This is a genomic window from Mesorhizobium sp. B2-5-13 (assembly GCF_006440535.1).
GTDB classification, from domain to species: domain Bacteria; phylum Pseudomonadota; class Alphaproteobacteria; order Rhizobiales; family Rhizobiaceae; genus Mesorhizobium; species Mesorhizobium salmacidum.
The window spans coordinates 563,377-582,640 of record NZ_VFUI01000002.1; the positions used below are offsets into that span (position 1 = coordinate 563,377).

Annotated in this window: 20 protein-coding genes; 13 read left to right on the forward strand and 7 right to left on the reverse strand. The window is 62.2% G+C overall.

Annotated features, from left to right (window positions below; genetic code table 11):
• Window positions 1–168: 168 nt before the first annotated feature.
• From FJ434_RS05935 to FJ434_RS05945, 3 genes are read right to left on the reverse strand one after another with little or no spacing between them, the layout of a single operon-like run.
• Window positions 169–942, reverse strand: a complete 774-nt coding sequence (locus FJ434_RS05935) for an enoyl-CoA hydratase (protein WP_140716122.1) — start codon at window positions 940–942, stop codon at window positions 169–171.
• A 33-nt stretch (window positions 943–975) separates the two neighbouring features.
• Window positions 976–1,866 (reverse strand): bifunctional DNA-formamidopyrimidine glycosylase/DNA-(apurinic or apyrimidinic site) lyase, encoded by an 891-nt coding sequence (gene mutM, locus FJ434_RS05940; RefSeq protein ID WP_140746550.1) that lies wholly within the window; start codon window positions 1,864–1,866, stop codon window positions 976–978.
• Window positions 1,859–3,100, reverse strand: a complete 1,242-nt coding sequence (locus FJ434_RS05945) for a phosphopentomutase (RefSeq protein ID WP_140746553.1) — start codon at window positions 3,098–3,100, stop codon at window positions 1,859–1,861. The genes mutM and FJ434_RS05945 overlap by 8 nt, the downstream gene beginning before the upstream one ends.
• Window positions 3,101–3,302: 202 nt before the next feature.
• Here FJ434_RS05945 and FJ434_RS05950 point away from each other — a divergent pair, with 202 nt between their 5' ends.
• Window positions 3,303–4,223 carry a phosphate/phosphite/phosphonate ABC transporter substrate-binding protein gene (locus FJ434_RS05950; protein WP_181165868.1) on the forward strand — a complete coding sequence of 307 codons (921 nt, stop codon included), beginning with the start codon at window positions 3,303–3,305 and terminating at the stop codon, window positions 4,221–4,223.
• 5 nt (window positions 4,224–4,228) lie between these two features.
• Here the strand turns inward: FJ434_RS05950 and FJ434_RS05955 are convergent, their stop codons facing one another.
• The 3 genes from FJ434_RS05955 to FJ434_RS05965 form a co-directional block, all read right to left on the reverse strand.
• Window positions 4,229–4,852 (reverse strand): TadE/TadG family type IV pilus assembly protein, encoded by a 624-nt coding sequence (locus tag FJ434_RS05955; RefSeq protein ID WP_140507743.1) that lies wholly within the window; start codon window positions 4,850–4,852, stop codon window positions 4,229–4,231.
• 40 nt (window positions 4,853–4,892) lie between these two features.
• On the reverse strand, window positions 4,893–5,474 hold the full coding sequence (locus FJ434_RS05960) for a TadE/TadG family type IV pilus assembly protein (RefSeq protein ID WP_140746638.1): 582 nt from the start codon (window positions 5,472–5,474) through the stop codon (window positions 4,893–4,895).
• Window positions 5,475–5,613: 139 nt separating this feature from the next.
• A complete protein-coding gene (locus FJ434_RS05965) occupies window positions 5,614–6,036 on the reverse strand; it encodes a pilus assembly protein N-terminal domain-containing protein (RefSeq protein ID WP_027142008.1) in 423 nt (140 codons plus the stop codon).
• Window positions 6,037–6,393: 357 nt separating this feature from the next.
• On the opposite strand from FJ434_RS05965, the gene FJ434_RS05970 reads away from it, so the two are divergent.
• The 9 genes from FJ434_RS05970 to FJ434_RS06010 all read left to right on the forward strand — a co-directional run bounded on the left by FJ434_RS05970 (window position 6,394) and on the right by FJ434_RS06010 (window position 15,483).
• Window positions 6,394–6,576 carry a Flp family type IVb pilin gene (locus FJ434_RS05970; protein ID WP_140507625.1) on the forward strand — a complete coding sequence of 61 codons (183 nt, stop codon included), beginning with the start codon at window positions 6,394–6,396 and terminating at the stop codon, window positions 6,574–6,576.
• A gap of 170 nt (window positions 6,577–6,746) precedes the next feature.
• Complete coding sequence (locus FJ434_RS05975; protein ID WP_140507623.1) at window positions 6,747–7,265, forward strand: prepilin peptidase; 519 nt, start codon at window positions 6,747–6,749, stop codon at window positions 7,263–7,265.
• 213 nt (window positions 7,266–7,478) lie between these two features.
• On the forward strand, window positions 7,479–8,288 hold the full coding sequence (gene cpaB, locus FJ434_RS05980; protein ID WP_140746558.1) for a Flp pilus assembly protein CpaB: 810 nt from the start codon (window positions 7,479–7,481) through the stop codon (window positions 8,286–8,288).
• Window positions 8,285–9,799 carry a type II and III secretion system protein family protein gene (locus tag FJ434_RS05985; protein ID WP_140716128.1) on the forward strand — a complete coding sequence of 505 codons (1,515 nt, stop codon included), beginning with the start codon at window positions 8,285–8,287 and terminating at the stop codon, window positions 9,797–9,799. The genes cpaB and FJ434_RS05985 overlap by 4 nt, the downstream gene beginning before the upstream one ends.
• Before the next feature lie 14 nt (window positions 9,800–9,813).
• Window positions 9,814–10,545 carry a CpaD family pilus assembly protein gene (locus FJ434_RS05990; protein WP_140716130.1) on the forward strand — a complete coding sequence of 244 codons (732 nt, stop codon included), beginning with the start codon at window positions 9,814–9,816 and terminating at the stop codon, window positions 10,543–10,545.
• A 47-nt stretch (window positions 10,546–10,592) separates the two neighbouring features.
• Window positions 10,593–11,882: a CpaE family protein gene (locus FJ434_RS05995; protein ID WP_140716132.1), complete on the forward strand. Its 1,290-nt coding sequence runs from the start codon at window positions 10,593–10,595 to the stop codon at window positions 11,880–11,882.
• Window positions 11,883–11,905: 23 nt separating this feature from the next.
• Window positions 11,906–13,405, forward strand: coding sequence for a CpaF family protein (locus FJ434_RS06000; protein WP_140716134.1), 1,500 nt, complete (start codon window positions 11,906–11,908; stop codon window positions 13,403–13,405).
• A gap of 29 nt (window positions 13,406–13,434) precedes the next feature.
• On the forward strand, window positions 13,435–14,448 hold the full coding sequence (locus FJ434_RS06005; RefSeq protein WP_140507613.1) for a type II secretion system F family protein: 1,014 nt from the start codon (window positions 13,435–13,437) through the stop codon (window positions 14,446–14,448).
• Window positions 14,449–14,457: 9 nt separating this feature from the next.
• The gene (locus FJ434_RS06010; RefSeq protein ID WP_140746561.1) at window positions 14,458–15,483 is read left to right on the forward strand and encodes a type II secretion system F family protein; all 1,026 of its coding nucleotides are present in this window, start codon (window positions 14,458–14,460) and stop codon (window positions 15,481–15,483) included.
• Window positions 15,484–15,566: 83 nt separating this feature from the next.
• Here the strand turns inward: FJ434_RS06010 and FJ434_RS06015 are convergent, their stop codons facing one another.
• Entirely contained in the window at window positions 15,567–16,397 is an 831-nt protein-coding gene (locus tag FJ434_RS06015) for a tetratricopeptide repeat protein (protein ID WP_140507741.1), read from the reverse strand.
• Between the two features lie 131 nt (window positions 16,398–16,528).
• Between FJ434_RS06015 and FJ434_RS06020 the strand changes: the two genes are divergently transcribed.
• From FJ434_RS06020 to FJ434_RS06030, 3 genes are all read left to right on the forward strand, one after another.
• On the forward strand, window positions 16,529–17,893 hold the full coding sequence (locus tag FJ434_RS06020; RefSeq protein ID WP_140507610.1) for a M17 family metallopeptidase: 1,365 nt from the start codon (window positions 16,529–16,531) through the stop codon (window positions 17,891–17,893).
• Window positions 17,894–17,963: 70 nt separating this feature from the next.
• Complete coding sequence (locus FJ434_RS06025) at window positions 17,964–18,314, forward strand: MarR family winged helix-turn-helix transcriptional regulator (protein WP_140507608.1); 351 nt, start codon at window positions 17,964–17,966, stop codon at window positions 18,312–18,314.
• A gap of 30 nt (window positions 18,315–18,344) precedes the next feature.
• A complete protein-coding gene (locus FJ434_RS06030) occupies window positions 18,345–19,205 on the forward strand; it encodes an NlpC/P60 family protein (RefSeq protein ID WP_140746564.1) in 861 nt (286 codons plus the stop codon).
• Window positions 19,206–19,264 lie beyond the last annotated feature (59 nt).

Below are 19,264 nucleotides of genomic sequence, written 5' to 3' on the forward strand. Positions count from 1 at the left end.
CTGGTCTGGTCGGCGCACGCGGCGTGCCGCAGGGCGCAAAAAACAAACGGGCAGCCACGGGGCCGCCTCGGTTGGTGCGGCTTATAGTTCAGCTTTTCCGGCGCGTCAACGCCGCCTGGCGTTCTTTTTGGCCGATGCCACGGGTTTCGGTCGCTGACCCCCGACGCCCTACCGGTTGGTGAAATTCGGCTTCCGCTTTTCGGCGAACGCCGCCATGCCTTCCTTCTGGTCTTCGAGCGCGAAAAGCGAATGGAACAGGCGGCGTTCGAAGCGCAATCCTTCGGCAAGCGTCGTCTCATAAGCCCGGTTGACGGCTTCCTTGGCCATCATCACCGACGGCAGTGAGAAATCGGCGATTTTGGCCGCCGCCTTGACGGCCTCCTCGACCAGCTCGCCGGCCGGAACGACCCGCGACACAAGGCCCGAACGTTCGGCCTCGGCGGCATCCATCATCCGTCCGGTCAGGCACATGTCCATCGCTTTCGATTTACCGACGAACCGGGTCAGGCGTTGCGACCCGCCCATGCCGGGAATGACACCGAGCGTAATCTCCGGCTGGCCGAATTTGGCCGTGTCGGCGGCAATGATGAAATCGCACATCATCGCCAGTTCGCACCCGCCACCGAGCGCATAGCCGGCCACCGCCGCTATGATCGGCTTTCGCGCCCGCGTGAACTCTTCCCAGCCGACGAAGAAGTCCTGGCTGTAGGCATCCGCATAGGAGATTGCCTGCATCTCCTTGATATCGGCACCCGCGGCAAAGGCCTTGTCGGAGCCGGTAACAACCATGGCGCCGATGCCAGGATCGGCGCAGAAAACATTCACGGCTGCGACGAGTTCGGCGAGGATCTGGGAATTCAATGCGTTGAGCGCCTTTGGCCGGTTCAGCGTGATCAGTCCGACCTTACCGCGCCTCTCGGTGATGATCGTCTCATAGGCCATGGCTGTTCCTCCTTTGCTCGACACCGGTCTAGCTCACGTCTGACAGGTCCGGCAATAGAAGGTCGAGCGACCGCCCTGCACGATACGTTCGACATGGCCGCCGCAGCCAGGCCTGGGGCAAGGCTCACCCTCGCGGTCGTAGACGGCGAAGGAATGCTGGAAATAACCCAGCGATCCATCGGTGTGCATATAGTCGCGCAGTGAAGACCCGCCGGCCGCGATGGCATCTGATATGACCGAGCGGATCGCCTCGGCGAGGCGTTCGCTTTGTTCCCTGGCCTTCTTGCCTGGCCTGGCGATGGTGCCCGCCTCACGTAGCGGTGACAGGCCGGCGCGCCAGAGCGCCTCCGAGACATATATATTGCCTAAGCCGGCGATCAGCCTCTGGTCGAGAAGCGCTGCCTTGAGCGGCGAGCTGCGGCCTTTCAGCAACGAGGCAAGCAGAACGCCGTCCAGTGCATTGCCGGTCGGTTCGACGCCCAGTCCGGCGAGCATCGGATGCGTCTCCGGCGGCTCTTGCGCAAACAGCATGAAACCGAAGCGACGCGGATCGTTGAAGATCACACGTGACCGCCTGCCGGCCGCGGAAACGACATGGAACACGACATGATCGTGTGCCGCGCTTTTCGAGCGCTCATGGTGGAACACGCCAGGTGTCTCGTCGTCGTCGCCGGTCTCGATGCGAAAGGAGCCGGACATGCCGAGATGGCAGATCAGCACCGGACCGCCCAGCATATGCATGGTCAGATATTTGGCCCGCCGTCCAAGCGCCGTGATCGTCCTGCCGGTCAGCCGCTCCGAAAACCGTTCGGGGAAGGGGAACCGCAGGTCGGGCCGTCTCATCTCGACCTCGGCCAGGTGGGCACCTTCCAGGACCGGCCGCAGACCGCGCCGGACCGTTTCGACTTCGGGTAATTCAGGCATGGCCGCCAATCGAGGCATAAAAGGATATGCCGTTGCGGCCGCGCGTCAGCGCGAGATGTTCGGCAACGGTCTCGCCGATATCGGCAAATGTCGCCCTAAGCCCTATGTCGCCGCCTTTGAGGCCGGGTCCAGTGCCGATGACCGGAATGCGTTCACGCGTATGGTCGGTGCCGCGCCAGGTCGGATCGTTGCCGTGATCGGCGGTCAGGATGAGAAGGTCGCCCTGCTTCAGCTTCGCGAAGGCCTCCGGCAGTCTCCGGTCGAAAGCCTCGAGCGCGGCGGCATAACCGGCGACGTCGCGGCGATGGCCGAATTCGGTATCGAAATCGACGAAATTGGCGAAGACGAGGTCGCCGTCGGTGGCCTCGTCCATCGCGACCAGCGCCTGGTCGAACATGGCCATGTTGCCCGCGGCCTTGCGGACTTGCGAGATCCCGCGATGGGCGAAGATGTCGCCGATCTTGCCGACGGCGACGACGCGGCTGCCGCGCGCCGTCAGCCGGTCGAGCAATGTCGGCTCGGGTGGCGGCACGGCGTAGTCGTGGCGATTGTAGGTTCGCTCGAACGTGGCTGATGTCTCGCCGACGAAGGGGCGCGCGATCACCCGTCCGATCCTCAGCGGGTCGACCAGCCGGCGCACCACCTGACACAATTCATAGAGCCGCTCCAGGCCGAAATGGACCTCATGCGCGGCGATCTGCAGGACCGAATCGACCGACGTGTAGCAAATCGGCTTGCCGGTGCGGATATGTTCCTCGCCGAGCCGCTCGATGATCTCGGTACCCGGCGCATGGCAATTGCCGAGAATGCCGGGCACCTTGCCCTCGCGGATGATCGCCTCGGTCAGGTCGGCCGGGAAGGCGGGAACCGTGTCCGGGAAATAACCCCAGTCGAAGCGCACCGGCAGGCCTGCGATCTCCCAATGGCCGGAAGGCGTGTCCTTGCCGCGCGAAATCTCTTGCGCCGCGCCGTGGAAGGCATTGGCGAGCAGGTCCGTCCCGAAATGCGTAAACCCCAGTCCTGTCGCGGTCTCGGCCGCCTTGCCAAGTCCCAGCGATGCCATATGGGGGACGAACAGCGGTCCCTGACGAAGCCCTTCGCGATCCGCGCGCCCTTCGGCGCAGGCTTCGGCGATGTGCGCCAGCGTGTTGGCGCCGGCATCGCCATAGCTTTCAGCGTCGGCCGCGCCGCCGATGCCGAAGGAATCCAGGACGAAGAGGAAAGCACGCGCCATCGGGTTATTTGTTGCCAGTGTGGACACCCAGACATAGGGTTCCGCGGCGGCCTTGGCAATTCGGAAACCAAACGGCAACGGCTTGGCGCGATAGTCAATTCCATGTCGCCCCAATGTGCCCGGCGGTCTTGGCAACGAGATTCACACAACGATCGGGTGTTGTGACGAGGGATCCATGGACGGAACAAGAGGCGGGACGGTCCTGTCGACTGCGCTCAAGGCATGGACCGCCTTCATGGCGGTGAACGCGTTCTGGTGCGGACCGGCGTGGGCAGACTGGCGCGATGATATAGGCACATTTCGCATCGGCATCGTCGCCGAGCCCGGCGCCGGCAACACCGTTCCGGGGCTGGCGGTGTTGACGCAAGCCTTTACCAATGCGCTCGGCATGAAGATCGAGTTCGTCGTTGCCCGCGATTATGCGGCACTGATCGAGGGACAGGCCAATGCACGGATCGAATACGCCATCTATTCGGCGACCGCCTACGCCACGGCGCTGCAACGCTGCGGATGCATCGAGCCGCTCGTGGCTCCGGTCGATTCCGACGGTGTGGCCGGCATCCGCTCGGTACTGCTGACCAGGGATGGCAAACTGCGCGGCTTGGCCGATATGGAGACCCACCGGGTCGCCATATCGCCGCCGGATAGCGTCGGCGGTTCTCTTTTGCCCTTGGCGGGGTTGGCTGCCGAACACGTCGAGATCGCCGAAGATGCACGGTTTCTTGTCCATGCCCCTTCGGCGTCGGCGGCCGAAACCATGCTCGTCGACGGCGAGACCGACGCCATGTTCGGCTGGGTGAGGGCAGCGGCCGACGGCCAGCCGCAGCTGTCAGGGGGCACGCAGGCAAGGCTCGAGGCATCAGGCCTTTCGGCGTCGGCCCTCCAGGTGGCGTGGACGTCGGGTCTGCTGAGATACGGTCCCCATGCGGTGCGCAGCGATCTCGATCCGGAAGCCAAGCGTCGGCTGACCGTGTTCCTCACCAACCTCAAATCGACGACGCCGGATGTCTACGATCTTCTGGAATCGAAGCATGCCGGCGGCTTTATGCCCGTGGTTTCAAAAGATTATGCCACGGCGGAGGCCATCGTGCGCCTGGTCTCGGTCGATGGTGGGCGGCGATAAGGTCTTCAGCAGTCGCCGCAAGGAATCGTGACGCTCCTGCGGGGGCGCAGAAAATAGGTTTCGCCCATCGGGATCGTCGTTGTGAGAGATGGGGTCATTCCAAGCTTCTGCTGGCTGTCCGTCGTCCAGCCGATGATCGGCAAATAGTTGAGATTGCTCTCGACGCGGATGAGGAAGGTGCCGGCGACCCTGAGCGTTGCCGGAACCGTGGTCGCGGTGCCAGCGGTGGCTCCGACGCCGTTCACACCGTTGACCACCTTGCGCGACCACACCACCAGCACCCTCGGCGTGGCTTCGGTGGTGATCTGTATGGCCGTGATGGTGATGTTGGGCGTCGAGCGGTTGTAGGGTTGAAGGGTTACGCTGCCGATCTTCATGATGGCATCGAGGTCCGCCTTGACGATGCTCGGCTGTTGCGTCACGAGGTCGGCGACCATGCTGCCGACACGGCTGACCTTCTTGCTTGTCTCGATGGCCTGCGAAGCCTCCAAGGTCATGAAATACATGACCAGCAGGATAGGCGCGATAAGCGCGAACTCGACCGCCGCGACGCCGCGGCGATTGGACCAGAACCTGACCGATTTGGCCCAGAGCCCTGCAATTCCCAGATGTGCCCCCGCACGCATCATACTCATTGCCTTTTTTCTTGTTGGTGCTTGCGTGATAGTCTCAATTGTCGAACGGCTCGTTCTGCCAGGTCACTGAAGCGAAATGCAGGGTTTTGTTACCCCCCATCGATTGCGCCATCAGGTCGGTCATGATCGGCCATTTGTAAAAGACCCGCAGCATGTTCTTTGATTCCGCCGCACCCGCCGTGACGGTAAAGGGCACATCGGCGCCGCTGTTCGTCAGCTTGATGTCACCGCCCTGAATCCTGAAGCCGGCCAAAGCCGCGTCGGCGAACGCCGTGTACTGGCGAAGATCGACGCTCAACTGATTGGGACAATCCTGGGAAACGATGATTTCCAGCTTGTCGCAGATCATGTTCTTCAAACTATCTCCGGCGATGTCGGCAGCCCTCAACTGGCCGGTGCGCAGCCGGCGTGCGACATCGTCCGTGATGTTGGCCATCACCTCCTGGCTGGCAAACGAGATGCAGCTTTCGAGGATGGCGAACACCAGGAGTGCGAACGGCATTGCAAGCAGCGCGAACTCCAGCGCAGTGCTGCCGCGCCGGTCGCGCACGAAGCGCCTGAAAAATCTGGTGCGCTCCATCTTGTGCTGACCTGTCGAGCTGAATTCCATGCTCATGCGATGTTCCTGCCATCCCTGGACGGTGCTGACAGGTCCACTAGCGCAAACCAATTGAGGTCCGGTTTGAATGATCGTTAAAGTCGGCGCGGGCGTTTTAACCAGGCGGTAACCTGGGCCATGGCGCACTCCGTGCAGCCTATTTGCTGAGGTTCATCTCGGCTTCGGACGATTTCTCCGCCTCGCTCTTGTAGGAGCTTTCGCAATAGGGTGTGCACGACATGGTCTGGACATCCGCGCGCCGGTAAATGCGAACCGACGAGGCTGCCTGGCGGACCACGGTAACCTGTGCGTCGACGATCGGGCTGCCGTCCGGGTCGAGAACGACGAGATTGGTGACACCGAAACCCTTGCCGGTGAGCACGATCGTCGAGGCATCCTGGACGGAAGCGTCGGCAATTGCCGGGTTGCCCACGACGATCGTATCGGCGGGGCGCGACAGTTTCACGATCTTGGCCTGATTCATGGTGACCTCGATGTCGGCGCCAGCCCTGGCGGGCGTAATCAAGCTGGCGGCGACAAGAAGCGCGGCAATCAGGATTGAGGATTTCGGCACGGCCATCAAGGCGCTCCACGCAAGCGGACTGTTCAACGGAACATGAACGAGATTGGTGAACCAACGGTTAAGTCGGCTTGCCGCCGCCGGATGTAGCGGTCGACATGGCTACCGCATGGCCCGATGCGCGCAGGGCTCGCAAGCTTCCCCAAGCCCTTGCCTTTTACGGCGTTGACCCGCGAAACGGAATATTTGCCAGCGCTTAGTGTGGAGTTAACCACGCACTCGGTTCGAGCCGGGAAAGGAATCGGTAAGGCTGTTTATTAAGCCGATTGAAAGAGCTTCTCCCTAGATTGCCAGCATCCGATCAACCATCACAGAAGTTGACGGAAGTGCTGTAACACGTGGAGTAGGAGCTCTCGAATGTCTAATCTCATCGCACGTTTCGTGAAGGACGAATCCGGCGCGACCGCTATCGAATATGGTCTGATCGCCGCTCTCATCGCGCTCGCCATCATCACCGGCGCCGGCGCCCTCGGCAATGCAATCAATGCTAAGTTTACCACTATCGGTACCGCGATGAACACCGCAGGCAGCGGCAGCTAATCTGCCGTTTGCTAAACACTCGGACTGCATTCTGAACAAGGGCCGCCGCGTTGCGGCCCTTGTTCTATGCCGCTGCCAATACCAGTCGTCTTTTCGTTCGGGCCTCATCAATCGTTAATCGAACATGCCTAGATTGAGCCCCGTGGAATCCGACAATAGGCATAGCCCCGATGCTTGAAGCCCTGATCTTCGTCGTCTTTCCGTTCTGCATGCTGTTTGCAGCGATCTCCGACATGCTGTCGATGACGATCGCCAATCGCGTGCCGGTGCTGCTTGTCGCCGTCTTCGCGCTGGTGGCGCCGCTGACGGGCATGGAATGGGCGGCTTACGGCTGGCATTTCGCCGCCGGCGCCATTGTCCTGGCCGTGACATTCGGTCTGTTCGCCTTGGGTGGCATGGGCGGTGGCGACGCCAAGCTGCTGGCCGCCACGGCCGTGTGGATGGGACTCAACGTCCACCTCGTCGAATATCTTGTCGCTTCGACAATCATCGGCGGCCTTCTGACAATCGCGATCCTGTTTTACCGGAAATCGCCTCTGGCGATGTTCACCGGACGCAATCCATTCCTGCGTCATTTTGCGGAAGAATCAGCCGGTGTTCCCTACGGGATCGCGCTCGGCCTGGGTGGCCTGCTGACCTATCCCGATTCCCCCTTGATGGTGTGGGCGCTGGCAAGGCTGGCGAGCTGAATTCATTAAATTTTCGTCGGCCGATATGCCTTGCACGCCAGCTTTGCGGAGCGGCGGCCCAGCATTTCCGCGCCTCACGGCGTAATCTTTTCTAATTTATATAAACCTTAAATTAATCACGATCGTAAGCATTGCATTAACCTTGTTTTGACGATTGCCGCTGCAAAGTCCGGCTTGGCTAGGTTGGTTTGCCAAGGGCGAGGGTTCGGACAGATGCCAGCATCCCGATTGATTATTCTGAGCGTGGCGGTGGCCGCGGCGGGCGGTGCTGGCTATGTCGCGAAAAACATGGTCGCTCCGCCGCCTCAGGTCGTCGTCGATTCTGGCCCCCAGGCCCCCGCGGTGGCCCTGCAGGACGTGCTTGTGCTCTCGGGCGATGTCGCAATGGGCAACGCGCTCGAGAACAACATAGGCTGGCAATCCTGGCCTGCTGACGGCATCAACGCGAATTTCATCACCAAGGCCACAGCCCCCGATGCCCTGGAGAAGCTGAAAGGGTCGATTGCCCGTGTGCCGATGTATGCCGGCGAGCCCGTGCGGCGCTCCAAGCTGATCGGCGAGGGACAAAGCTTCATGTCGTCCATCCTGCCGTCCGGCATGCGGGCGGTCGCAACGACAATATCGGCGGACACTTCGGCCGGCGGCTTCATCCTTCCCAACGATTTCGTCGACGTCATCATGACCCGCAGGGCCGATGCCAACACCGGGGCCGGATTCAGCACCGAGACCATCCTGAAGAATATCCGCGTCCTGGCAATCGACCAGACCATCCAGGAAGACGAGGAAGGCAAGAAGACCAGGGTGGGCCAGACCGCCACGCTGGAGCTGACACCCAAACAGGCCGAGATCATCACCGTCGCCCAACAGATGGCGGATCGCCTGACGCTGGCGCTGCGGGCGATCACGGACACCAAGGAAAAGAATGTGGACGAGGCCGACTATCTCGTTTCCGGCAATGGCCGCCGGGGAACGGTGAGGCTGATCAAGTCGGGCGAAGTCTCCGAAGTAGGGGCAAGGAAATGAGGCTAAGCGCTAAACTGCCGGCAATCGTGGCCATGGCACTCGGCCTTTTGCTCGTCGGAGCGAATGTGCAGGGCGTCGAGGCGAAGAGCACTAAGGTGTCGGCCACGACAGCCACCCAGCGCGTCAAGCTTGGCCTCAACAAATCGGTGGTTATAGACCTGCCGAGCGATGCCTACGACATTCTTGTCGCCAATCCCTCCGTTGCCGATGCGGTGACCCGCACCGCAAGGCGTATCTACCTCTTCGGCAAGGCGGTCGGCGAAACCAACATCTTCGTCTTTGGGCCGAACGGCGAACAGATCGCCAGCCTGGACCTGGCCATCGAGCGCGACGTCGCCGGCCTGGAGGACTATATCAGGCGCTTCATTCCGACCTCGGCCGTCAAGGTGGAACTGCTCAACGACAACGTGGTTCTGACCGGCACCGTGGATACTCCCTTGGATGCTAAGCGCGCCGAACAGCTGGCAAATATGTTTGTATCCGGCGGTGAAGCGACGACGGGACAATATTCGCAGACCGCCGCCGGCGGCTCGGCCCAGAGCGGTGTCGACATCAACAACCCGGACCAGGAGCGCCGCGTCAGCCAAATCGTCAATCTGCTGCAGATCATCGGAGACGATCAGGTCACGCTGAAGGTGACGGTGGCCGAAGTCAGCCGCTCCGTGATGAAGCAGCTCGGTGTCAATATGGTCGGCAGCGGCGGCAGCAACGGCATCAGCTATGGCGCGCTCAGTGACCCTTTCACTGGTCTCGGAAAGCCGTTGTCGAACGCTGGCCTAAGCATCGGCTCCTCCGCACTCCAGGCATATATAAACGCGATGGAGCAGTCGGGGGTCATGAAGACGTTGGCCGAACCGACCCTGACCGCCGTATCTGGTGAGAAGGCGACGTTCAAGGTGGGTGGCGAATACAACATGGTGACCAACGTCTCCGCGAATGTATCGCAAGACAACCAGACCGGCTTGAAGACCTATTCCGTCGATAAGATCGAGTACGGAATCGGATTGGAATTTCAGCCGGTGGTTTTATCGCCCGGCCGGATAAGCCTGAAAGTCAGGACCTCGGTTTCCGAGCCGACAACCGAGGGGTCCGTCTCGGCATCCACGGACAATCGGAGTATCGGCATGAATGCCCTGTCACTGCGCAAGCGCCTTGCTGATACGACCGTCGAACTGCCCTCGGGCGGCTCCATGATGATCGCCGGCCTGGTTCGCGACGATGTCAGGCAAGCGGTCAACGGCTTGCCTGGACTGACAAAGATTCCTGTGCTCGGCGCGCTCTTCCGCAGCAGGGATTTCGTGCGCAACGAGACCGAGCTCGTCATCATCATCACGCCCTATCTGGTGAAACCCGTGGCACGCAACGATCTCGCCAAGCCGGACGACAATTTCAACCCTCCGAGCGACGGGGCGGGCATGTTCCTTGGGCGTGTCAATCGCGTCTACGGCACCATGCAGACCGACAGGCCCAATGGCCGCTATCACGGCGTTGTCGGCTTCATCTACAAGTGAACGGGAAAGCAGACATGTCTCAGTCAGCATTGAAGGCAAGGACCATGGCGATGCGCTCCGGCCGTTCTCGGATAAGCCTGCGGGTCCTTCCGATCATGGCGGTGGCGGTATCGGCTCTGCTGGCCGGTTGTGCCCACCGCGACAGCATTACCGTCGGCGCCATCCCCGACGACTATCGCACCAATCATCCAATCGTCATCGCGGAGAAGAACCAGAAGATCGATCTTCCTGTCGGCGCCGGCGACCGCGGCATGACCGGCTCGCAGCGCGACACGCTCCTGGGTTTCCTCGACGGCTATGACAAGAGTGCCGCTCCGGCATTGACGATCCAGATTCCAAGCGGATCGGCCAACGAAGTCGCCGCGACGGCGGCCGGCCGCGATTTCGCCCGGCTCGCGGTCGCCGCCGGCATCAAACGCGACCGGGTCGTCGTGGTCTCCTATCAGGCTGGATCGAGCGAGGCATCAGCCCCGGTTCGCGTCTCCTACATCGCGGTGAGGGCACAGACCGACAAATGCGGACGTTGGCCCGCCGACCTGGTGGAAACGTCGGAGAACAAGCACTACGCCGATTTCGGCTGCTCCTATCAGAACAATCTTGCCGCCCAGATGGCCAATCCAGGCGATCTTCTCGGGCCGCGCAAATCTACCACTATTGATGCGGCAAATCGCAGCAAAGCCATCGGTGTCTACCAAGACAGGGGCATTTCGGATGAATTACTCGGCAACTCGGAAGTGACTTACTAAGCCGCCCTCGGAAAGAAGCGACGCCACGACCAGGCAACGGAAAGAGCATGACCATGAGCAACCTTGCCTATGACGCCACCGTGGAGGGCGGTGACACCTCGCCGCAGGACGTTGCCGCGATGCAGGCGTTGCGGCCGGTTCCGCGTATTTCGATCCAGGCATTCTGCGAGACGGAGGGCGTTGCCAATCCGGTCCAGCGCGCCGGCGAGGACCGCCGCATGACCAAGGCGCACCTCAAAGTCCATATGGGCGGCGTTCCCACCGCCATCGAGTTCTACCAGTCGGCGCCGACACCGAACCTGATCCTGCTGGAATCGCGCAGCGAACCCAAGCAACTGCTGGAGCAACTCGCCCAGCTCTCGGAATACTGCGATCCATCCTCGAAAGTGGTGGTGATCGGTCACTACAATGATGTTGGCCTCTATCGCGAACTCATCCGTTCCGGCATCTCCGAATACGTCATCGCGCCGGTGTCGATGGCCGACGTCGTCAGCGTCGTGTCGTCGATCTTCGTCGATCCGGAAGCTGAACCGCTTGGCCGCTCGGTCGCCTTCGTCGGCGCCAAGGGCGGCGTCGGCTCTTCCACGATCGCCCACAATGTTGCCTGGGCAATGTCCTCCCTGTTCAAATCCGAGGTCGTTGTCGCTGACCTCGATCTCGCCTTCGGCACCGCCAACATCAATTTCGATCAGGATCCTGCCCAGGGCATCGCCGAGGCCGTGTTCTCGCCCGAGCGTATCGACGAAGTCTATCTCGACCGGCTGCTGACCCAATGCGCCGAGCATCTGTCGCTACTCGCGGCGCCCTCGACGCTGGAACGCGTCTACGACTTCGATCCCGATGCCTTCGCGCAGCTTGTCGATACCGCGCAGCGCAGCGTGCCGATCCTTGTGCTCGACGTTCCCCATGTCTGGACGGGATGGGCCAAGAACACGCTGGTCAAGGCCGACGAGATCGTCATCACGGCAACGCCGGAACTGGCCAATCTGCGCAACACCAAGAACCTGGTCGACATGTTGAAGCGGCTTCGCCCGAACGACCCGCCGCCGAAATTGATCATCAACCAGGCCGGCGTGCCGAAGCGGCCGGAGATATCGTCATCCGATTTCGCCGAGCCGCTCGGCCTGACACCGATGTCGGTCATCGGCTTTGATCCCTTGCTGTTCGGCAATGCCGCAAACAACGGACGCATGCTGGGCGAGATGGATGCCAAGAACCCGGTTGTGGCCACCATCAACGAGATTGCTCATGTGCTGACCGGCCGCAGCGAAATCAGAGCGAAAAAGAAGGCTGGCCTGGGCAGTCTGCTCGGCAAGCTCTCGCGCAACAAAAAGTGACGCAATGGGGTCGGTAGTCGGTCATGTTCGGTAAAAGAGGCAACGACGACGGCAATCGGTTCACGCCGGAATTTCGCCAGCCGGCACCGGTCGCGCCGGCCGCCGCGGTCTCGGCGGACACCGCGGTTCTTGCCCGGCCCGCGGCCACGCCTCAGCCGAGCGCGCCTGTCGCGCCACCGGCCAGGCGCGCGGTCGAGGCGCCGCCGATGGCGCCGGAACCGAGGAGAGGCCGCGAAAAGAGCGAAACCTACTACGATACCAAGAGCCAGGTTTTCTCGGCCCTCATCGATACGATCGACCTGTCGCAACTCGCCAAGCTCGATCCCGAAAGCGCCCGCGAGGAAATCCGCGACATCGTCAACGATATCATCGCGATCAAAAACTTCGCGATGTCGATCGCTGAGCAGGAAGAACTGCTCGAGGACATCTGCAATGACGTGCTCGGCTATGGGCCGCTCGAGCCGTTGCTCGCGCGCGACGACATCGCCGACATCATGGTCAACGGGTCCAAGAACGTCTACATCGAAGTCAACGGCAAGGTCGAACAGACCAACATCCGCTTCCGCGACAACCAGCAGCTGCTCAACATCTGCCAGCGCATCGTCAGCCAGGTCGGCCGCCGCGTCGACGAATCCAGCCCGATCTGCGACGCCCGTCTTCCCGACGGGTCGCGCGTCAACGTCATTGCGCCGCCGCTGGCCATCGACGGCACCGCGCTCACCATCCGCAAATTCAAGAAGGACAAGCTGACGCTCGACCAACTGGTCAAGTTCGGCGCCATCTCTCCGCAAGGGGCCGAAGTTCTCAAGATCATCGGCCGTGTCCGCTGCAACATCGTCATCTCGGGCGGCACCGGCTCCGGCAAGACGACATTGCTCAACTGCCTGACCAACTACATCGACCGTGATGAGCGCGTCATCACCTGCGAGGACTCGGCCGAATTGCAACTGCAGCAGCCGCATGTCGTGCGCCTGGAAACGCGTCCGCCCAACCTTGAGGGCGAGGGCGAGGTGACGATGCGCGACCTGGTCAAGAACTGCCTGCGCATGCGGCCCGAACGCATCATCGTCGGCGAAGTGCGCGGACCCGAGGTCTTCGATCTCCTGCAGGCGATGAATACCGGCCATGACGGCTCGATGGGAACGATCCACTCCAACAGCCCGCGCGAATGCCTGAACCGTATCGAGTCCATGATCGCCATGGGCGGCTATTCGCTGCCGCAGAAAACCGTGCGCGAAATCGTCGTCGGCTCCATCGACGTGATCATCCAGGCGGCGCGCCTGCGCGATGGATCGCGCCGCATCACCCACATCACCGAAGTAATCGGGATGGAGGGCGACGTCATCATCACGCAGGATATTGTCCTCTATAACATCAAGGGCGAGGACGCCAACGGCAGGCTGTTGGGTGAACACGTCTCGACCGGCATCGGCCGCCCCCATTTCTGGGAGCGGGCCCGATACTATGGCGAGGAGCAGCGTCTCGCCACAGCGCTCGAGGCTATGGAGAAACGTGCTGACTGACGCATCCGCGGGCGTGAAGGTTCTGGTCGATGTTTGGAATTGACGGCACCGTATTGGCGTTTGTCGTGCTCGCCGGCTTCAGCGCCGGCGCGGTCGCCTATGCATTCCTGTTCACCCAGATTAGCAATGAGAAACAGGCCGGAAAGCGGCTTGAAACGATCAAGGCCGCCGAGACGGACCGTTCTGTTGTCAAGGCGACCCGTGACCGCGCGGCGGACGCCGCCAAGCGCCGCAAATCGGTGCAGGATTCACTGAAGGAACTCGACGAGAAGCAGAAGACCAAGGACACCGCCGTCAAGAAGCCGCCGCTGAAAGCCCAGCTTCGCCAGGCTGGGATGAAGGTGCCGATCGAGCGTTTCTATATCTATTCGGCCATATTCGGCCTCGCGCTGACAATCGTCGCGTTCATGGCCGGAGCGCCGATGATTGTCTTGCCCGGTGTGCTGCTCGCCGGAGCGCTCGGCCTGCCGCGTTGGTTCGTCTCCTTTCGTCGTACCCGCCGCGTCAAGGCATTCCTCAACGAATTTCCAAACGCGCTCGACATCATCGTGCGGGCGGTCAAGTCCGGCCTGCCGCTGAACGACGCCATACGCCTGATCGCCAATGAATCGCCTGAACCCGTGAAGGCCGAGTTTCGCCGGATAGTCGATTCGCAGCAGATGGGCCTGTCGATCCCCGACGCGACCTTGCGCATGCCCGAAACCATGCCGTGCACCGAGGCGAGTTTCTTCGGTATCGTCATCCAGATCCAGTCGCAGGCCGGTGGCAATCTCTCCGAGGCGCTGGGTAACCTTTCGCGCGTGTTGCGCGACCGCAAGAAGATGAAGGCCAAGGTCGCGGCACTGTCGATGGAAGCGAAAGCATCCGCCGCCATCATCGGCGCCTTGCCTTTCATCGTCGCCTTTCTCGTCTATCTCTCCAGTCCCAACTATCTGATGCCGCTGTTCACGACCAGCGTCGGCCATTTGATACTCGGTTTCGCCGCCGTCTGGATGTCGATCGGCATCTTCGTGATGCGCAAGATGATGAACTTTGAAGTCTAGGGCCGCGGCATGACCGAACAAGCCATCAAATCACTGACGGATCCCAGCTTCCTGATTGCGCTGCTGGTCGCTATCGCCGTGTTCGCAACTGTCTTTACGCTGCTCCCGGCGCTTGGCGGAAACCAGCTCAAGGCGCGCATGAAATCGGTCGCGCTGGAGCGTGATGAGCTTCGCGCCAAGCAGCGCGCGCGGCTTGCGACCGAGGCCGATCGCCGCCGCAAGGGTCTGCGCGAGCAACAGTCGGTCGGCATGCGCAACATTGTCGACCGGCTCGATCTGCGGCGTGCGTTGGCCGACGAGGCCACCTTGCAAAAGCTCAAGGTTGCCGGTTTTCGCGGGCAGAATCCACTAACGCGTTTTCTGTTCTTCCGCCTGGTGCTTCCTTTTGTCGGCTTCGCGCTCGGTCTGGTCTATATTTTCGTGCTCGGAGGATTGCCCGACAAGCCATTGGTGGTCCGGCTGTTCGTCTGCGTCCTGGTTGCCTATGGCGGCTTCTACGCGCCGGTCCTCTACGTCAACAATCGCGCGACCAAGCGCAAGCAGTCGATCCAGATGGCGTGGCCGGATGCGCTCGACCTGATGCTCATCTGCGTGGAGTCCGGCATGTCGGTGGAAGCCGCGCTGCGCAAGGTCGCCGACGAGATCGGCGCGCAGTCGGTGGCCCTGGCGGAAGAATTCATCCTGACCAACGCCGAACTCTCCTATCTGCAGGAGCGCAAGCAGGCTTACGAGAACCTGGCCAGCCGCACGGGGCTGGAATCGGTCAAGTCTGTGTCGCAGGCGCTTGTCCAGGCCGAACGCTACGGTACGCCGGTAGCGCACGCGCTGCGCGTGCTCGCCGCCGAAAGCCGCGACATGCGCATGAACGCCGCCGAGAAAAAGGCGGCCGCCCTGCCGCCCAAACTCACCGTGCCGATGATCTTGTTCTTCCTGCCGGTGCTGTTCGCCATCATCCTGGGGCCGGCGGGCATCCAGGTCAGCCAGCGCGGTATCTTCGGCGATCATCCCGGGGCGGCCGCGTCGAGCAGCCAGTAGCCAACGCAGAATCCGCCTGCGAAAACAAAAAGCCGCGCTGTAATCGAGCGCGGCTTTTACGATTTGCGGTAAGCTCGCGGCGATCAGTTGGTGGCGGTTTTCGCCGGTTTCGCCTTGTCCTGGTCCTTGAGCTGGCTCCAGGCGTTCTGCTGGGCCAGCATTTGCCTGAGGTAAGCGACGTTGGCCTGTGCCTGTTCGGGGGAAAGTTCTTGCGAGGCGATCTTCTCGGCTTCGTCGAAACGGCCCTGCAGGCCGACGACGAGCGCCAGGTTCTGGCGCACCCGGCTGTCGGCGTTCGACTGCTGGGCGGCCGACCGCATATAGGTCTCGGCGGTACGCAGATCCCCTTCCAGCACATAGGACATGCCGAGATTGGAAAGGATCGAGGGCTCGTTCGGCTTGAGTTCGAGGGCTTTGCGGTAGAGTTGGCGCGCCTCGTCCTTCTGGCCGGTCTGATCGAGGATGGCCGCCTCCGCCGACACCAGCCTCCAGTCGGGATATTCGGGCGTCTGTGCGCGGCGCACCGCATCGAGCGCCGCCTCGAACTGGCCGTTGGCGGCCAGCGCCTTGCCATAGGCGGCGAGTACGTCGCGGTCCTTGGGATAGGCGATCGCCAGCTTGCGCATCACGGCAAGCGACTGGTCGGCATCCCCATCCATCTGCAGCGCCGCCGCGAAATTGGTGGCGATTCGCTTGTCGGTGGGGTTCCTCGCATAGGACTGGCCAAGAGCGGCACTGGCGTTGTGCAATTCTCCCGCCGACATCGTCTCCAGCGGCTTGCCGCTGGTGCGTCCGATGGAGCCGGTGGTGAGCTTGTCGGTTGCGCATCCCGCGACACCTGCCGCGAGCGCCAGCATGAATGCCGTGGTGATGAGCCGCTTTCCCCGGATGTTTATCGTGCGGTTGGTCGGCATCGGCACCCTGGGCCTCCATTCATGCGCGTGGCCATTGCGTGGCCATCTTCCCTCCAGCAGAAATATTCTGTTAACCCTAACGGAGGGTTAAGAAACGCCGACTCGGGCGAGTTCGGCAGGAGAAACGTCTGATGTCCGTGGAACTGGTCGAGAACAAGCTGAAGAACCCGCTGCCGATCCATCTGGTCGCCAGGGACGGGCTGGACGCGGCCGGTCTGTCGCCATCTATTGTCGCTTGGGCCAAGGCAAACGGTTTTTCCGGCGAGGCCGGCAGGACGCTGGTCGTGCCGGGCGAGAACGGAGTGCTCGGCGGCGCCGTGTTCGGTCTTGGCGACGGTGAGGGCGCGCTCGGTCTGGGCGCGCTGTCGAAAACCCTGCCGGAAGGCGACTGGCACTTCGCCTCGGTGCCGGCCGAGCCTGAACTCGCGGCGGTCGCGCTGGCGCTCGGCGGCTATGTCTTTACCCGCTACGGCAAGAAGCCGGGCAAGGCGCTGCGCTTCGAATTGCCGGCCGGCGTCAATGCGCAGCGCGTTCGCCGCATCGCCGACGGCGTTTTCCTGACGCGTGACCTCGTCAACACACCGACCAACGATATGGGGCCGGACGATCTGGAGAGGGCAGTGCGGGTCCTGGCTGGGACCCACAAGGCCGAAGTCTCCGCCATCAAGGGCGACGACCTGCTCACACAGAATTTCCCTATGATCCACGCCGTCGGTCGTGCGTCGTCCGATGCGCCGCGCCTGATCGACATGACATGGGGGCAGCAAGGCGCGCCGAAGGTGACTTTGGTTGGCAAGGGTGTCTGCTTCGATACGGGCGGCCTCGATATCAAGCCTTCTTCGGGCATGCTCCTGATGAAGAAGGACATGGGCGGCGCGGCCAATGTGCTGGGCCTGGCTTCGATGATCATGGCTGCCGGGCTCAACGTACGGCTGCGGGTGCTGATCCCCGCGGTCGAGAATTCGATTGCCGGCAATGCCTTCCGCCCCGGTGACGTGCTGGCGAGCCGCAAGGGCATATCAGTCGAGATCGGAAATACGGACGCGGAAGGGAGGCTGGTGCTGGGCGATGCGCTGGCGCTTGCCGACGAAGAGGAGCCGCAGCTCCTGGTCGACATGGCGACCCTGACCGGAGCAGCCCGCGTTGCGCTGGGTCCCGACCTGCCGCCCTTCTACACCGATGACGGGGCGTTTGCCGCGGAGCTGGCGGCCGCCTCCATCGCGGTCGAGGACCCGCTGTGGCGCATGCCGCTGTGGCGGCCCTACGACGCGAAACTGTCGTCGAAGATCGCCGACATCAACAACGTCACCACGGACGGTTTCGCCGGGTCGATCACGGCGGCGCTGTTCCTCAAGCGCTTTGTCGAGAAGACGGCAAGCTGGGCCCACTTCGACATCTTCGCCTGGAACCCCGCCGATCGCCCCTACGGCCCTGCCGGTGGCGAGGCGCAAGGCATCCGGGCGTTGGAGCGGATCATGTCGACGCGCTATGGCTGATGCGCAAGCAGGGCCGGCAAATTGCAGAAACTGAAACGGAACCGAAACAATTTGCCGTCATGCTGGCGCGATGTCGATTGCGATGCGCCCGAGCCAAGCCTTGCGACTGTGGCAGCAAGTGATGCTGTCGCAGGTGCGCGAGGATGCGCCTGATCTCACCATGCGGCAGACGGCAATTCTGTTCACCATCTATCTCGATCCGCCGCCGCATACGGTGCGCGGTCTTGCCGCCCGCCTCAACGTCACCAAGCCGGTCATCACGCGCGCCCTCGACACGATGGGCGCGCTGAAGCTGGTGTCGCGTCATCGCGACGAGCTCGACAAGCGCAACGTCCTGATCAAGCGCACCGTCGAAGGCGCGCTCTTTGTCGAGCGCTTCGGCGATGGTATCATTGCCAAGGCCCACGACCTGCCGATCTGAACAATTTTCCTATCTAACTGGATTGCCGATTTGACCGCCCACGACCCCCGCCTGCACGCCTTCCGCTCCGATCTCGCCGATGCCAGGTTGAAAGGAGAGGTCGCTGCCGACCGTTTCGTAGCGGGCCGGCCGGCGCGGATTTCGGTATCGGTGGCCGATATCCGCAAGGCGCCGGCGCTGGATTCGGGCGTCAACACGCAAGCTCTGTTCGGCGACGATGTCCTGGTTTTCGAGAATAGAGAGGGCTGGGCCTGGATCCAGGCCGAGCGAGACGGCTATGTCGGCTATGTCGCCGACGCCATGCTGGGCGAGCGGGACCATGCGCCCACCCACATCATCTCGGTGCCGCGCACGTTCCTATATCCCGGTCCCGATCTGCGCTTTCCGATTTCCGGGCAATTGTCGATGGGATCGACGGTAACCGTGACGGGTGCCGCCGAAACGCGCGGCACGCACTATGCACTGCTGCCCTCCGGTGAAGCCTTGATCGCTGGCCATCTGCAGCCGATCGGCGAAGTGGCCGGCGACTATGTGTCCGTGGCCGAGACGTTTCTCGGCACGCCCTATCTCTGGGGCGGTGTTTCCGGCTTCGGCATCGATTGCTCCGGCCTGGTGCAACTGGCAATGCGCATGGCCGGCAGGGAGGTGCTGCGCGATTCCGACATGCAGGCCAATTCGGTCGGCGAGCCGCTTCAGCCCGGCCCCGATTATACGGGGCTGCGACGTGGTGACCTTGTGTTCTGGAAAGGCCATGTCGCCATCATGACCGGCGCCGAGACCATGATCCACGCCAACGGCCACACCATGCTGGCGTCGCGCGAAGGGCTGAAGGAAGCCATCGCCCGCATCGGTTATCTCTATGGCGCGCCGACAGGGTTCCGGCGGCCGTAAGGCTTTCGATCCCCTTTTGTTCCGATTCTGCTTGGCGATTGCGCGCCGCCGCGCTACCT